Source organism: Candidatus Tiamatella incendiivivens, assembly GCA_015522635.1.
Taxonomy (GTDB): Archaea; Thermoproteota; Thermoprotei_A; order Sulfolobales; family Acidilobaceae; genus Tiamatella; species Tiamatella incendiivivens.
This window is the reverse complement of record WALW01000007.1, coordinates 184,693-199,676: the sequence shown is the minus strand read 5'-3', so window position 1 is coordinate 199,676 and position 14,984 is coordinate 184,693. Positions and strand designations below refer to the sequence as shown.

At 43.5% G+C, this 14,984-nt stretch carries 14 protein-coding genes; 2 read left to right on the top strand and 12 right to left on the bottom strand.

All coding sequences use genetic code 11. The features are described from left to right. The first annotated feature begins 463 nt into the window (after positions 1-463). Positions 464-2,215, top strand: a complete 1,752-nt coding sequence (locus tag F7B60_01690) for a chloride channel protein (protein ID MCE4614231.1) — start codon at positions 464-466, stop codon at positions 2,213-2,215. A 190-nt stretch (positions 2,216-2,405) separates the two neighbouring features. Here F7B60_01690 and F7B60_01685 read toward each other — a convergent pair whose 3' ends face one another. From F7B60_01685 to F7B60_01635, 11 genes are all read right to left on the bottom strand, one after another. Next, on the bottom strand, positions 2,406-4,220 hold the full coding sequence (locus tag F7B60_01685; protein ID MCE4614230.1) for a prolyl oligopeptidase family serine peptidase: 1,815 nt from the start codon (positions 4,218-4,220) through the stop codon (positions 2,406-2,408). Between the two features lie 368 nt (positions 4,221-4,588). Continuing rightward, positions 4,589-5,521, bottom strand: coding sequence for a carbohydrate kinase family protein (locus F7B60_01680; protein ID MCE4614229.1), 933 nt, complete (start codon positions 5,519-5,521; stop codon positions 4,589-4,591). Continuing rightward, positions 5,518-6,351, bottom strand: coding sequence for a 2-amino-3,7-dideoxy-D-threo-hept-6-ulosonate synthase (locus F7B60_01675; GenBank protein ID MCE4614228.1), 834 nt, complete (start codon positions 6,349-6,351; stop codon positions 5,518-5,520). Before F7B60_01675 ends, F7B60_01680 begins: the two co-directional genes overlap by 4 nt. Positions 6,352-6,524: 173 nt before the next feature. Further along, the gene (locus tag F7B60_01670) at positions 6,525-7,619 is read right to left on the bottom strand and encodes a 4Fe-4S dicluster domain-containing protein (protein ID MCE4614227.1); all 1,095 of its coding nucleotides are present in this window, start codon (positions 7,617-7,619) and stop codon (positions 6,525-6,527) included. Between the two features lie 6 nt (positions 7,620-7,625). Beyond that, positions 7,626-7,913, bottom strand: coding sequence for a hypothetical protein (locus tag F7B60_01665; protein ID MCE4614226.1), 288 nt, complete (start codon positions 7,911-7,913; stop codon positions 7,626-7,628). 4 nt (positions 7,914-7,917) lie between these two features. Further along, positions 7,918-9,876 carry a CoB--CoM heterodisulfide reductase iron-sulfur subunit A family protein gene (locus F7B60_01660; GenBank protein MCE4614225.1) on the bottom strand — a complete coding sequence of 653 codons (1,959 nt, stop codon included), beginning with the start codon at positions 9,874-9,876 and terminating at the stop codon, positions 7,918-7,920. Continuing rightward, entirely contained in the window at positions 9,873-11,213 is a 1,341-nt protein-coding gene (locus tag F7B60_01655; GenBank protein ID MCE4614224.1) for a CoB--CoM heterodisulfide reductase iron-sulfur subunit A family protein, read from the bottom strand. Before F7B60_01655 ends, F7B60_01660 begins: the two co-directional genes overlap by 4 nt. Beyond that, positions 11,200-11,643, bottom strand: a complete 444-nt coding sequence (locus tag F7B60_01650) for a hydrogenase iron-sulfur subunit (GenBank protein MCE4614223.1) — start codon at positions 11,641-11,643, stop codon at positions 11,200-11,202. The genes F7B60_01655 and F7B60_01650 overlap by 14 nt, the downstream gene beginning before the upstream one ends. A gap of 32 nt (positions 11,644-11,675) precedes the next feature. After that, the gene (locus F7B60_01645) at positions 11,676-11,936 is read right to left on the bottom strand and encodes a sulfurtransferase TusA family protein (protein ID MCE4614222.1); all 261 of its coding nucleotides are present in this window, start codon (positions 11,934-11,936) and stop codon (positions 11,676-11,678) included. A gap of 28 nt (positions 11,937-11,964) precedes the next feature. Next, positions 11,965-12,375, bottom strand: coding sequence for a DsrE/DsrF/DrsH-like family protein (locus F7B60_01640; protein ID MCE4614221.1), 411 nt, complete (start codon positions 12,373-12,375; stop codon positions 11,965-11,967). Positions 12,376-12,489: 114 nt separating this feature from the next. Next, positions 12,490-13,095, bottom strand: a complete 606-nt coding sequence (locus F7B60_01635; GenBank protein MCE4614220.1) for a hypothetical protein — start codon at positions 13,093-13,095, stop codon at positions 12,490-12,492. A 162-nt stretch (positions 13,096-13,257) separates the two neighbouring features. On the opposite strand from F7B60_01635, the gene F7B60_01630 reads away from it, so the two are divergent. Then, the gene (locus F7B60_01630) at positions 13,258-13,416 is read left to right on the top strand and encodes a hypothetical protein (protein ID MCE4614219.1); all 159 of its coding nucleotides are present in this window, start codon (positions 13,258-13,260) and stop codon (positions 13,414-13,416) included. Positions 13,417-13,424: 8 nt separating this feature from the next. Here F7B60_01630 and F7B60_01625 read toward each other — a convergent pair whose 3' ends face one another. After that, on the bottom strand, positions 13,425-14,948 hold the full coding sequence (locus F7B60_01625; GenBank protein ID MCE4614218.1) for a VCBS repeat-containing protein: 1,524 nt from the start codon (positions 14,946-14,948) through the stop codon (positions 13,425-13,427). Between the last annotated feature and the right edge of the window lie 36 nt (positions 14,949-14,984).

The window sequence follows — 14,984 nt, the reverse complement described above, 5'->3', positions numbered from 1 at the left end:
TAGTGAACTTGTCTCGGAGAGAAACAGGCTTCAATCTAACCTATCGGGCATGCTACAGCAAGCTCAGAACACACCGGCTCAGTCTGAACCTGAGAAAAGCCAAAAATAGAGTACACTACTTCAATATATACCAAATAGAACCACCTTCAATTCTCCTCTCCTGGGAGTACTAGTTCTACAGTATCTACTCTTAGCTCTACATCTTGTTGCTCTATTCTTATGTATTACATGATATTGAATGGGGGATCAATTCTTCCATAGAAGATTCCCCTGTATAGCCCAATGGCTTGCATGATCTATATACGTATTACTCGTTATTAATTATATTATTACAGCTTAAGGGATAATGAAAGAAGTCTTATACTCTTTTTAAACCGGGTAATTGGAAGCCAAAATTATAATTCTCTAGAATACAAAATTGAATATTTAGCTGTCATGCTGTCCTTGTAATGAGGCGCATTGTATGCAACCTCGTAACGTCAAGAGACCAGTAACTGCGAGGAAACACATGCGGATGGATATTTTAGCTATTATAATAGGTGTAGCTGGAGGCCTCGGAGCCGTTATTTTCAGGTGGTTCATAAAATTTTTCCACTATATATTTTTCAATACAATATACAGTTATATTGACGGGCCGGAGTTTCATGGTTACAAGCTAGGCCTTATACTACTACCAACACTCGGAGGCCTTATTGTAGGCCCATTAATCTATGGATATGCGCCGGAGACAAGGGGGCATGGTGTACCTGAGGTATTGGAAGCACTGATACTCCATGCTGGTAAGATTCGTACCCGTGTTGCTGGAGTCAAGATACTAGTCTCCAGTATAACTATTGGAAGCGGTGGAAGCGCAGGTAGGGAAGGCCCAATAGCCCAAATAGGAGCTTCAATAGCTTCCATAACAACAAGGTTCATTAAACTAGACCCGTACTGTTCACGCTTGCTCGTTGCATGCGGTCTAGCAGCAGGAATAGCAGGCACATTTAATGCTCCACTCGGAGGAGCGTTGTTCGGTGGGGAGGTACTATTAAGAGGGTTCGGGTTATTCGATGCTATACCATTACTTCTCGCCTCTGTTATGGGAGCAGCAACTGCATCCATTTTCCTTGGGCAACATCCGTCTTTTTATGCACCTAAAGCAGCCGTCTGGACCCCCATAGAACTTCCAGTGTACTTACTGCATGGTGTCATAATGGGTGTGATAGCATACTTCTGGGTTAAATCATTCTATGGTTTTGAAGATTTATTCGAGAAGATGCCGATTAGAGGGTACTTAAAACTAGGTGTAGGCGGGTTAGGGACTGGAATGCTTATAGCTGCAATGCCTAATTATGGCATCGGAGGTGTCGGATACGAAGGAATTGATATGGTACTAGCAGGCGTTATCCCCCCATTATTAATGCTTGCCCTCGGAATATCAAAGCTCCTTTCAACATCTTTCACTATAGGAAGTGGAGGGAGTGGAGGAGTATTTGCCCCCAGCCTATACATAGGATCAATGCTAGGAGGGGTACTTGCTACAGTATACTACGATATTTTCCCCACATCATACTTGGGAGGGAGCCTCGGCTACGAGCTGGCTGGAATGGCAGCGCTCTTCGCAGGAGCCGCCCAGGCACCATTAACAGTTATAGTGATGATCCCGGAAATGTCGGGAAGCTACAGTCTAATACCTCCTATAATGGCGTCAGCTGGAATGAGCTTCGTAGTATCATGGATACTCCTCAAAGGACGAAGCATATATACTATAAAACTATTAAAGAGAGGGCTCAGAATCAAGACTTACTCATCATACATACTGGATCTTGTGAGAGTAGGAGACGTCATGACTAGAAAAGTAGTCTTCATACCAGCCGATGCTCCTTACTATGTTGTAGAAACTTTCTTCGAGGAAAACGTATACGGAGGATACCCAGTAGTAGATAGAAAGACGGGGAAAATAGTCGGTATAATAGCAAGGACAGACCTGGACAGAACTAAAGCTCAATACAGCAATGAAGAAAAAATGAATCTTAAAGCCATTGATATTGCAAGTAAGGATCTGCTAGTTGTAACTCCCGAAGCCACCGTAAGAGGTGCACATGAAATAATGACGAAACATAATGTGAGTCGCTTACCAGTAGTTAATTCCCCCAAGGAAATGAAGCTCGTAGGCATAATAACGATGAGAGACATACTAAAAGCCTATCAGATAATTACAAGCGAAGAACAATAACATATACCCTATGTATGTGAGCTAGAGTCAAAACATGCGATGACGCCTCCTAAATTTGCCAATGAATGGATAATCACCAGAGAGTTATAGAATCTGCCTAAAAATACGACAACTATTGTTAAGATCAGAGGAACGTACTGTCTCCTTGATTAATCAGTCCCACTTAATTATTCTAAGGTTCTCAAAAAAATTAGACGGATTTCTTCCGGCGAATGAGGAATAGCATAGCTGGATAAAGTATCTTCAATATATCATCCACCTTTGTTATTGCATGACCCATATCTGGTGCTATATACGCTTCGAACATCTTTCCTTTATCAAGTCCTTCCTCCATGAAGCGGAGGACTGGCTTGAGCGGTGTCCTAGAATCGTTCTGTGGGTGAATTATCATTAGCGGATCGGTTAGATCGTTAATATAAGTTATTGGACTCCTCTCTTCAAGTAGATTCATCTTACCGCCGAACATCATTTGTATAAATGATTTGAATGCAGCATCACTCAGTTCATACATCCGTTTCCAATCGACAATGCTAGCTCCAGCTACTCCCGCTGTATATAATCTGGGATTCCTAGTTAATGCGCACATAGTCATATATCCACCGTAGCTGTAACCCATTATATAGAGATCACTTGCTAAACCTGTTTTACTCGCCCACTCCGACGCGCTAACTATATCTTTGAGTTCTCCTCCACAGGGATCACCGATTATTTTCATCCTCCACTGATCTCCGTATCCCGTGCTACCCCTATAGTTGGCTTTAACAACATTGTAACCTGCTAGGGCTAGGCTTGCAGCGAAGAAATCCCATACATCAGCATCCTCAGAGAATGGTCCTCCGTGGACTAATACTACGGTAGGCCCGGGTTTTCCTCCCCTCTTGCTTTCAACTGTGAATGTAGCGACTTGGGATCCATCGAAGCTCTCTACAAGATGGAACTCGGATGATCCAAGGGCTTCATATATATATTGAGGGATTTCACCTGAGAGTACAACCTCTCCACCTGTGTCTATTATTCTAGCCGGGTTTCTTAAACTGGTATGTGTTAGGACGAGCTTGTCTTTCCACTTGAATACGCCTCCATGAGTTCCTTCAGGAACGTCTATAGCACTGCCATTTATGAATACTTTGGTTCTGCCATTTTTCCTCCCCACAACAACAAGCCTACCGTCAGGCAGGAATCCTACGTAGTTATAGCTCCTAGGTTCATATACCTCCAAGTCTTTCCCTGGGAGCTCAAGTTTCTCAGCTTTCATGGTTTCAGAGTCAAGCTTCACTAGCTCTGCCATAGCCGGTCCTTCTATTGCAATTAGAACCCAACCCTCGGGAGAGAAACGTGCCGTGAGAGCATTTCCATCTATTCGCTTACATACATTGATCTTGCCCGTATCTAGATCAGCTACAAATGCTTGGAATCTTCCCGATGCAGGCTCAAGTAATCCTACTCCTACCGCGTATTTATCATGGATATCTGAAACCATTGCGAAACCAGGTAGTGTCGATATTTTCTTCATACCGTTCCCCGCTAGGAATAAAGCGTTCTCAACAGCGGTTGAAGCCGAATAGACGATCCTGTGATCGTCATATACTACACCCAATACACGGGCAGGCTCCATGCCCACTAACGCTTTCTCGTTCCCAGGTTCGTCCAGATTGACTGTGTATATCAAGTGTTGTTCTCTTCCGTGAGAGACGTCTCTCGTTAAAACAGCTTGCATAGAGCCGTAGGGTACACGTGCAATTCCACTTATCGGATCCTTGTTAAGTTTAGAGAGCATAGAACCATCAAATGAGTAGGCGTTAACAGCTCCTTCCCTCAAACCCATAAGTACTAGTCTATCCCCTGATCCCACACCTACACCACTATACATTTCTATGTTTAAGAGACCAATTACTTCATCAAGTATTCTTGCATACTCGCTAGTTAACCCACCTCCACTGCACTCAGATAACTCTAGGGAAGATGGACCACTATGTGAATCAAGTTTGTTACATTTATTTAACATATAGTTCAACTTTTACACCATCTTAAATAAAGTTCTTATATACTCAAAAACTATGTTACAACTCGTAGAATTTAACTATATGTGACCATATAACAAAATGCGTAGTATATGTATTAAAAAACGAGACGAGGCAAAAGGGTTCCGTAGGCAAGATATTTGAAATAGAGCGACATTCCTGTTACCGGTCGCTGCTACATAATTTACCATAGAATAGTATCTCCCTTCCCAATAACTCGGTATATGCTTCCATTATACATGTTTATGACATATTATAACATCCTGGACGTCAGGTTATTATACCCTACAGTATATGCACTATCCATTCCTGCCACTTATATGTACATGATAGGATATTGCAAGCATGTTCTTCACTGTTTCGGGCAACTATCTATTTCACTGAATAATTGGCGCATTTCCTTATAGTCGGGAATATTGTGCGAGCCTAACCTAGATACTTTAAGTCCGGCTACACATGAAGCATAGTTTAATGCATCTACAATGTCCTCTGATTCAACTAGTTTGAAAAGCGTCGCTGCAGCAAAAGCGTCTCCTGCCCCTGTTTCATCGAGGACTTTAGGTGGCTTGTATGCGGGAATTTTCTTAGATCCTTTAGGCCCGTATAGTAGTGATCCCTGGCTGCCTAGTTTTACAACTACCCATCTGGGGCCTTGTGACTTTATCGTTTCAGCCGCCACGTCTGGTTCATGGCCGGTCATTGCCTTGGCTTCTAGTTTATTCAGGAATACTATGTCAATGTATGGTAGAAGCTCTCTGAGTCTATTAATTCCCAAACGGGCCTGCCTTCGACCGGGGTCCCATGAGACTATTGCTCCAGTCGATTTAGCTATTTTCGCTGCTTCAAGGCTGGTGTCTAGTCTGAGGCTGGCTATGTGGACTGCTTTTGCATCGCTTATTAATTCCCTATCTAATTCCCATGGTTCGAAGTTTTCGGCTACTCCTTTGCTTCCATAGATCGTAATGTCGCCCATCTTGCTTATAGCGACAATGCTAAATCCCGTGGATCCTATTGGGCTTATTCTCAGGCCCCTTAAGTCTACCTGGGATTTCCATAGTTCCTCGAAAACTATCCTACCGAATGAGTCAAAAACAATTTTTGCTATAATGCCACTTTTCCCTCCTAGCTTGGATGTGTCGATTGATACATTAACTGCTGAACCGCCTGCCCCTCGCACTTCTTCCCTTATCTCGGCTTCTTCGTCGGGGCCTGGTAGTCTATCAACTACTATTCTAATATCAACCAATGCGTGGCCAACAGTAACAACGTCGATTCCTTTAGTCATAATAGGCCCTCCATGGAAGCCGCCTCATTTGGCTTCATTTCTCCTCTTATTACTGCCCTGCAGGCTTTAGTTATCGCTTTAATGTTTGTTGCTTGAAATATGTTTCTACCAACGACAGCTCCTGCTGCACCCGCATCTCTAACCGCCTTAAGATCCATTAAAAATTCTAAGGGGCTATCTCTATGCGGGCCTCCGCTCATCATAACGGGTATACCAGAGGCTGCCTCTACGACCTTTGCAAACGAATCCTTCGCACCTGTATAATAAGTCTTTATGAGATCAGCTCCCATCATTACTGCTGATCGGACACCATAGAGAACAGTATTCAGTGCATATCTATCCTTTATTCCGGGTCCGCGTGGATATGATAGCTGTAAAGCTGGAAGTCCGTAAAGCTCAGCTCCTTCCCTTATAGCTGTCCACTGTTTAAGCATAACGTCTTCATAAGGGCTGCCCCAGTATACTGTGGCTGCAACAGCGTCAGCAGCTAGTCTAACTGCATCCTCTACTGTTCCAATAATACTTTGGAGGAGGCGTTGATCTGAAGGCCTCATGTTAGTTTTCCCTGTAATTTTCACTATCAAGGAAGTTCTACCGCTCCAAATATCATAAAACAACTGGGCATCACCTGGAGTTAACATAACAGCATCAACACCAGCTTCTACAACGTCTTCCAGTATTTTCCTGGGATTAATTCTATCATCAGGGAAGTCGACCGGTCCATGTTCAAGCCAGTGGTCGAAAGCGAAAACCAGTGTCCCTTTAGGATTTAGGATTCTTGATAATCTTATGGTCTTTCCTATTGTAGAGTAGGTAAATGTTTCAAGCAATTCTATCTCCTTGTTTCAAGTAGTGTATTAAGAGCCTTAAGCTCTTTCTCCTTATTGCCCAAAGATTGGAGATAGGGAGTAGAGTTCATTTCTTTCTTCATTCATTTCTATTATCAGTCTCTCTTGGTAGGAGGAAATTGGTTGAAAATAATGTAAAAAACAGAGGTCTGAGACTAGGCTGCCCCAGCGGTCTCTCCTTGGGGTTTCCTGGCAACCTTATAGATCCATACTGCTAGGGGTCTGTAGCCAGCGTGTGCGAACTTTGTGAAGGGTGCTGTAACTATGAGGTCGAACACTACTATTAGGTGTATTGCGAATGTTGTGTATGTAGTCAATTGCAGATTATAATAGGCGAATAAGTCAATTAGGAACCCTGTTATACCTGCTAGGAATACCAGCCAGATGAACATCCAGTCGACGAAATCGCTGTATGTACTGTACTCGTCCTTCTTTGCTAGCCGTATCCAGATGAAGTATCCTCCCCCCACTGTTATTAATACTCCGCCTATAGCACCAAGCACCATTGCTGATAACTGTCTAGCTCCTGTTACATAGTCTATTGTCGTCGCTATCATTAGCAACACGAAGCCCCAGAATATCCCCATATGGCTTACAAATCTGCCTTTGCTGTCACATTTATCGTATCTTCCCTGCCACAGTACTTCTGCGAACAGTGTATCTATGAAGCCTTTAACCCAACCTCCTATACCCGCCTTAGGTATGTTACCAGACTTGAATAGGTATCTGAGCATGATTACAATATTTGCAAGTGCAACTACTCCGACATAGACTCCTAGAACTAGGCCCCCCTCGTGGATGTAGTTCTCGTTCAGGTATTCGAATAGATCAACTTTACCTCCTAGAATGGGGTTGTGGAGCCACCATATGCCGAGAGCCATTATTAGAGACAGTATGGCTAGTGCGATGCTCCCATAGATCTTGTCGTAGAATACTTTGCCTATCTTCCCTATCGAGTACTTTGTTACCGCAAAGCGACGTGCCGCCATCATAAAACCTCCAGGATCAGCTTGCCTTGGACAGCTCCTCGTGCACTCACCGCAGTAATAACATGCCCATAGTTCAGGTGCTCCCAGAAGTTTATCTTCCAAGCCCAGCATCACATATCTTATTAACCTACGTGGGAATTCCCCTCCCTCCTCTACTAATGGACAGGTAGCTGTACATACTCCACAGCTAAAGCATGCTGTTACATCGAATGCCCCTAGTTTGAGTATATCATTCAAGAGAACAGGGTTAGCTCGAGCCATCTTAATTCACCTCCTCTTCTTCCAAACATATTTGAAGTATCCTTCATCAGTCTTCCCGGTCTCCTCCACCAGTCCATGGCGGAAGAAGGTCATGAGGTACCAGAAGACTAGTGTTTTATCTAACCCTGTTTCCTTAGAGATTCCCGGAACAGTCTTAGGATTCTTTGATATCGCCTTCCTTATCAATCCTTCAACTCTCTTCTGCTCTTTCAGGTGATCCAATAGCTCCTGTGATGGCTTGAGGCCGAGTTTATCCCTAAGTATATGAACTGTGAGTTTCTTCCTCTTGGACATAAAATTACACCTCCCTTGCAGCTGACTTTATCATATCAACCACCTGTTCATTCGTCAAGCCCTTGATTTGAATCGCATTATTCGGACATACTGCCACGCATGCTCCACAGCCTTTACAGATCGCAGGATTTACCCATGCCTTCTCACCTTTACCCTCATAGTTCTTCACACTGATGGCCATGTAGGGGCACTCTGCTATACACTGCTTGCTAAGTTCACATCTGCCTGGGTCTACAAACGCCCTGAAAGGCTCTAGTTCTATTATCCTCTTCAACACTATGCCTCCTGCTTTAGCGGCTGCTGCTGATCCGGAGGAGAGGGATTCCAACGTGTCCTTAGGTCCTTGGGCTGTACCAGCTATTAGGAAGCCTGATAGTGTGGTCTCTACGGGTCTTAGCTTGGGGTGTACTTCTTGGTAGAATCCATCGTTTCCTATAGGGAGTTTCAATATCTCGTTTAGATCCTTATTGTTCCTCGGAACCATGCCTGTGACTAGGACTACTAGATCTACGGGTACATCAATCGTTAGGGCTTCGGTGAGGAGATCTTTCGATCTAACTAGAAGACCCCCATTTTCAGCTGTTACTTTAGGCGGCTCTTCCTCCGGGTACTTTACGAATATGACCCCACTCCTTGATGCCTGCTCGTACATCACCTCGTTCTTTCCATACGTCCTTATGTCCCTGTAGAAATGGTATTGCTTCACTCTAGGGAACTTCTTAGCCACGAGCAACGCAGCATATACTGTAGCATTACAACAATATCTAGAACAGTAAGTTCTACCTTCCCTCTGCCGACTACCTACACAATAGATAAATGCTAGGCTCTTTACTTCCCTACCATTTACTACAAGTTTCCCGTTACCCGATTCTTTCAGGATACTATTAAACTGTGGAAGGGTTATGACATAAGGATACTGCGCATAACCGAACTCCCCTTCACTGGGCTCGTACGGGTTGAATCCTGTAGCAGTTATCACTGCACCAACTTTAAGCTTGATAACCTGTTCCTGCATAGTTAGGTCGACTGCATCTTTACAAGGCTCCAAGCATCCCATACACTTATCCTCGCCACATGCCTTCATATCAAGAGCTGGTATCCTTGGATATGCCCTTGGATAGGGAGGTAGCAGTATTGGTATTCTTGTTTTGATACCATAACTCCATTCATCTGGGACTCTTTTTTCGCACCTGCTTATTGCTTCTTCTATTCTTTCACAGTTCTTGACGAAATATCTAGGTGAAACTTTTATTGTTACATCGAAATTCCCAATATAGCCCTCAACCTTTTCTACAGTTGCCTGTGTGTATATGGCTACATTATCGTGTTTCAATAATTCATCTATTAAACGCGATACGAGTTCCCAGCCAGGACGGCCTGAAGGATATGTTTCTCCTAGCCTTGCAACGTGACCTCCTAGGAATGGTTCTTTCTCTACAAGGTAGACATTTACTCCGGACCTGGCTAAATCAATTGCTGCACGAAGACCTGTAACTCCTCCTCCTATAACGAGTACGGCAGGTGTAGCTTCTACTTTGATTTTTTCGAGAGGCTCTGCATGGCGTACATATGCTGTTGCCATACGTATGTGTCTTATAGCTTTCTTAGTCGCTTCCTCTTTGCTATCACTGTGTGCCCAGCTTACCTGTTCTCTAATATTAGCATGGTAGTACATGTAAGGGTTTATCCCGGCTCTCAGAACCGTGTTTCTGAATGTTAATTCATGTAGTTTCGGAGAGCAGGAAGCTACTACCACTGCATTCAGATTACGCATCTTGATATCATTCTCAATCATTTTCTGACCTGCTTCAGAGCACATGAACATGAAATGCCTAGCTACAACGACCCCTTCCTCGTTCTTTATGACACTAACGACCTTCTCTACATCGACTACGTCTGATATGTTTCCACCACACCAGCAAACATAAACTCCTATACGGATATCTTTCTCATTGCCGCTCACTTCTTCCTCACCTCCGAAAGATAAGCAGCAGCCTGTGATGCTGCTGCAGCGGCTTCAACAACTGTGTCAGGAATATCTTTGGGTCCGATTGCGCAGCCAGCTGCGAATACTCCTGGTATGCTTGTTTCAGCTGTACTAGTATAGTTCCCGGGAAGCTTGATGTAGCCATACTCGTCTATCTCTAGCCTGGTATTCTTGAAGACCTTGGCTACGCCTGGGTTTGGTAGTATTCCTACTGATAAAACGACAAGATCATGCTCTGCTCTACTTAATCTACCCCCGTTTTCTATATCTTCATAATATACAACTATGTTACCATCCTCTCCTGGTTCTATCTTAGCTACTCTCCCTTTGATGAACATAACACCCATATCCTTCGCTTGCTGGTAAAACTCCTCGAAACCCTTGCCGAAGGCTCTAATATCCATATAGTAAATGGTTATATCAGCTAAGGGGAGTGCTCCCATTAGGAGCTGGGCTTGCTTTATGGAGTACATACAGCATATCTGTGAGCAGAGGGGGTTACCTACAGTTCTGTCTCTGCTGCCACTACATAAAACGAAAGCTATATTCATCGGTTCTCTTCCGTCACTCGGTCTTAGAACGGCATTATATGGCCTTGTAGGTGATAGTAGCCTGTCCATTTGCATAGCTGTTATTACATTGGCCAGTTTCCCATACATGTATTCCTTCTTCTTCGTTATTGGGAACAACTGGTAGCCAGTTGCTATGATTACGGCTCCAACTTTGAATTTCTGGAGTATTGATTTCTGGAGGAAGTTGATTGCCCCCACTGGACAGGCTAACTCGCATTGTCCGCAAAATATACAGTGATCTATGTCTATCATAGCTACTTTTGGAACGGCTGTATCGAAGGGTATATAAGCAGCTTTCCGGCCTCTGAGACTGAAATCGTATTCTTTAGGAACTATAACAGGGCACGCGTTCTCGCATAATGCACATCCCGTGCATAGGTCTTCCATGACGAATCTAGGCTTCTTCAAGACCTCTACTAGGAACTCTCCTTCACCTTTCTTTTCTACACTCTTCACCTCACTATACGTCATGGCCTTGATGTTAGGGTGATGCGCTACTGCTGCCATTTTAGGCGTCGAGATACAGCTAGCACAATCTAGTGTAGGGAATACCTTGCTTAAGAGAAACATTTTACCGCCAATAGAAGGATCTCTCTCGACTAGCAAAACTTTGAAACCCATCTCCGCCAGGTCGAGGGAAGCCTCCATTCCAGCTATTCCACCGCCGATGACTAGAACGTCGAATTCCTCTATACCCTCCTGTTCAATAGGATGCTCCAGCATTTGACTAAGAATCCCCACTTATCTCACCTCTCTTGACGGGACCTAGCTTAACTAGGGTTTCATAGAAACCGTCCATGAGCTTTACAAACGGCTCAGCACAGACCGAGCATATAGCAGCCATTTTAATTCTCTCAGGATTAAAACCAGCTTCCTTCGCTTTTCCTAGGGCTTCATCTACTCTTCTCGCTGTCCTATCCGTACAGTCTGAAAGATAAGGACAATCTGTTCCGTCTGCAGCGATAAATACTCCATCGAAACCCTGTTCAAGTGCTAGAACAACCCATTCCGGCCTTATCATAGATGAACATGGAAGCCTAACAATAGACGTGGTCACAGGATAATGCATGTGCAGTAGCCCTGCATAGTCGATGCCAACATCAGATATTAGGTTAGTGGAAAAAACCAGTATGTGGGGGCGGAACTCTCCCCCTTTCTCATTTTCTGCCAAAACAATTCCCCCTTAAACTCGATAGGTGGGGGCTACTTCTTCCTCCTGATGAATATTCGCGAGTACCCCGGCTCCTCTATGACACCTAGGAATTCATGTCCCATCTTTTTGGCCCAGAGAGGTAGATCCCGTTTGGTCCCTGGATCAGATGATAATATTTCAAGCATACCTCCTACAGGTACGCTTGAAATAGCTCTCTTAGCCGCTAACAGTGGGCCTGGACACGATGTTCCTCGGGCATCTACAACTTTATCAGCTTTCAGATTCTTGAGTTCATCTGGACTCATACTCATGGTTTATCCACCTCTATAAGCTGCTTATTTAGATGAAGAGGTTGATCTTTGCCTCCCTCATCTTCTCTATCCATTCGCCAGCGCCAATGATATCGTCAACCATCTCTAGGTCTTCCTTCTTGACATCCCAGATGTTTGATGCTAGGCTGCACGCGTAGATCTTTACTTTACCTAGTTCCTTCGCCTGCTTCAATAGTTCAAACCACATTGGTAGTTTGAGTTCTTGAATTCGCTGAGCTACTTTCTCTCCCAGTTCTCCGAATTCGCTTAAATTCATATTTTGATGCATTACATCCTTTTTGAAGGCGTATACTCCCCAGAGTTGCAGGAATATTTCTACTTCCATATCCATTGATACTGCCCCGCTAGCTAGGATTGCCGCTCCTGTGAGACGGTCTATGCTACCGGACATTATAGTGAGGCATATTTTATCGGGCAAGGTTTTCACCAGTTATGTTATTATTCATCTAATTATATTTTAACTTTTGTGTGCTATTTTTATAAAAATAGAAGATAAGTTTATTTATGACTTGTACGAGAGAATAATACTTTATTATCCCAAGAGCTTTCTCAACAATAGAAAATGTTCTGCAGTCAATGGGAACTCAGCTACACGTTCCAAAGATACATTTCCATTAGAAACTGAGAGTTTTCCGAATAGGAATGTCATTTCGCTTAAATTTACATCGTAGCCCATAACACTCCATAATCGGAGGTATTTCAATAGTTCGATATAGCTTAATACACTAACATCAGCGACTGTTATGTCTGATAGACAACCTGATAGATAACCTCTCAAGCATATCACTATGTCTGACTTGAAGGTTCTTTTAGCAAATTCTTCAAGTACTATCTTTAGGAATTTTTCGCATTCCTCCATCCTCTCCATACCACCTACAATTACTATAGTAGCCTGCGGCTCGAAGGCCAGGACTCCATCGACAGTCTTTTTCAACTCTTCCCTTGATAACGGGAAAAACTTGGCTATTCCTCCTGTCAAGCTCTCGAAAGTGGATATAAGAGATGAGGAAGTAGCAAGGCATTGAGTTCCTAGCTGTGAGAGGACAGCTATTCGATTATAGTCTCTAAGGCTTTTGCCCATTACTTCTCCGTTTAGAATACCTAGTCTAACTTTCTCCTGTGTTGCGAGGGAAGCCAATTTTTGATGCACCATTACCTATTAATATAATAATATAAGTTAAAAAATATTAATTACAATATTTTATATAAAAACAAAAAATAGAAGAAGTCATGCTACTATAATAATAACAATAAAAACCCATAGCCATACTAGAAAAGCACAGCATGAGGAGATGAGGCAATGCCCAAAGAATACAAGTGCAGCTGCATTATAAAATGCATAATACACGTAGAAGCAGAAGACCCGGAGGAAGCAATGGAAAACGCTGAGGAAGAAGCACAATTAGGATGCGAAGAAATAGAAGAAATAAGCGAATGCGAATGCCAGGAAGAAGAGTGAGATCACAGCTAATCTCTCGTATAGAGATAAGCGGTAAAAACAATAGCCAACGAGACGATAAGAACACCTACAACTAATTGCCAATTAATAACAGGTTTATATCTTCCAATGCCTTGAGTTAACCCTATACTTACACTAGCAGTAGACATACTTGTTTTTTCACCGCTCGTAGAACCGACTGTTTGATTTACTGGTGTTTTAGAAGTTGTATATGTTACAGTAGAACTAGCTTGGCTGCTAGTAGCTTGCTGGCCAATAGGCTCTATCATATATAGTCTGTAATCTCTGCTTCCTATAAAGATTTCAGGAACTCCGTCGCCGTTGACGTCTGCAACAGATGCGGACCCCATGATAGGCCCTCCAGTGACAAATACCCACTCCAACACGTCAAGACTCTCATTACCTAGAAGCGGGTCTATTATGTCAAACTGACCATTTTCCTCTCCAATAAGAATCTCATAATGACCGTCACCGTCGACATCAGCTATTATAGGGCTTGAAGTATAGACTTTGATTAGCTTGAAACTCTTGTAAAGAGTCAAGTTAGGGTAATATATGAATAACCCGCTCATTGTACCAACGACAATGAACGGAGGGCCATTCCTCCATAATCGACCTAGCGAAGGGGGTGATGTAGTCTCATATGTGTCGAGCTTTACAATATTGATAACACGGCCATCCTTGAGACTATAGATTCCAAGGTAGTTGTCTCGAGTTGTGAAAACAGCTTCAGGCACACCATCACCATCAAAATCGTATAGTGCGGGAGGACTGATCAATGGATGACCTATGTTCCCGGTATACACTATAAATTTACCTTTATTATAATCTATTACATGTATATATGATCCTTCAACGCCAACTATCTCCGGTAGGCCGTCACCGTCGACGTCTGCTGCATCCAGTGTCCCAGGGTTAAAGTCGCCCATCTTGACTTTCACTATGCTAGAATTCCCAAGCCTTATATAAACATAGCCGTCTACTGAACCCATAGCCACATCAAGCCTACCGTCACCGTCGACGTCAGCTACGACGGGTGCACCCCTATAGAATCCTCCATCTATGCTCCAGAGGAGCTTACCATCACCGGACAGACAATACAGAATCCCCCTATCACCTGCGCTGAGTATCTCTAGTTTACCGTCACCGTTCAAGTCAGCTACGACTGGGTCAACGAAGCCTCCCCCTGTTTTAAACTTCCAAAGCATCTTCCCGTCCAGTGTGGAAACAACATATAAGTAACCATCGCATGAATCGAAGATAGCTTCAGGCACACCATCACCATTCACATCAGCAATAGCTGGTTCAGATGTAACGCAGAGATTGGCGGTAAAATTCCATACCACATTGAAGTCAAGAGCTTTAGCCATTCTCCATTGTGTAGGAACAAATCCCGATCTAGCGTCAGTATACTTATAGGTAGGCCATAAAACACTACCTTTCACATTAGTGGTTTGTGCATGAATCATCGATGATCCCGAGACAGCTCCTATCAACACAAGAATGATCAGCAATGTGCTAGTTGTCTTCAAAGCATTACACCATGTAGAGCGGTATAGATGAGGATA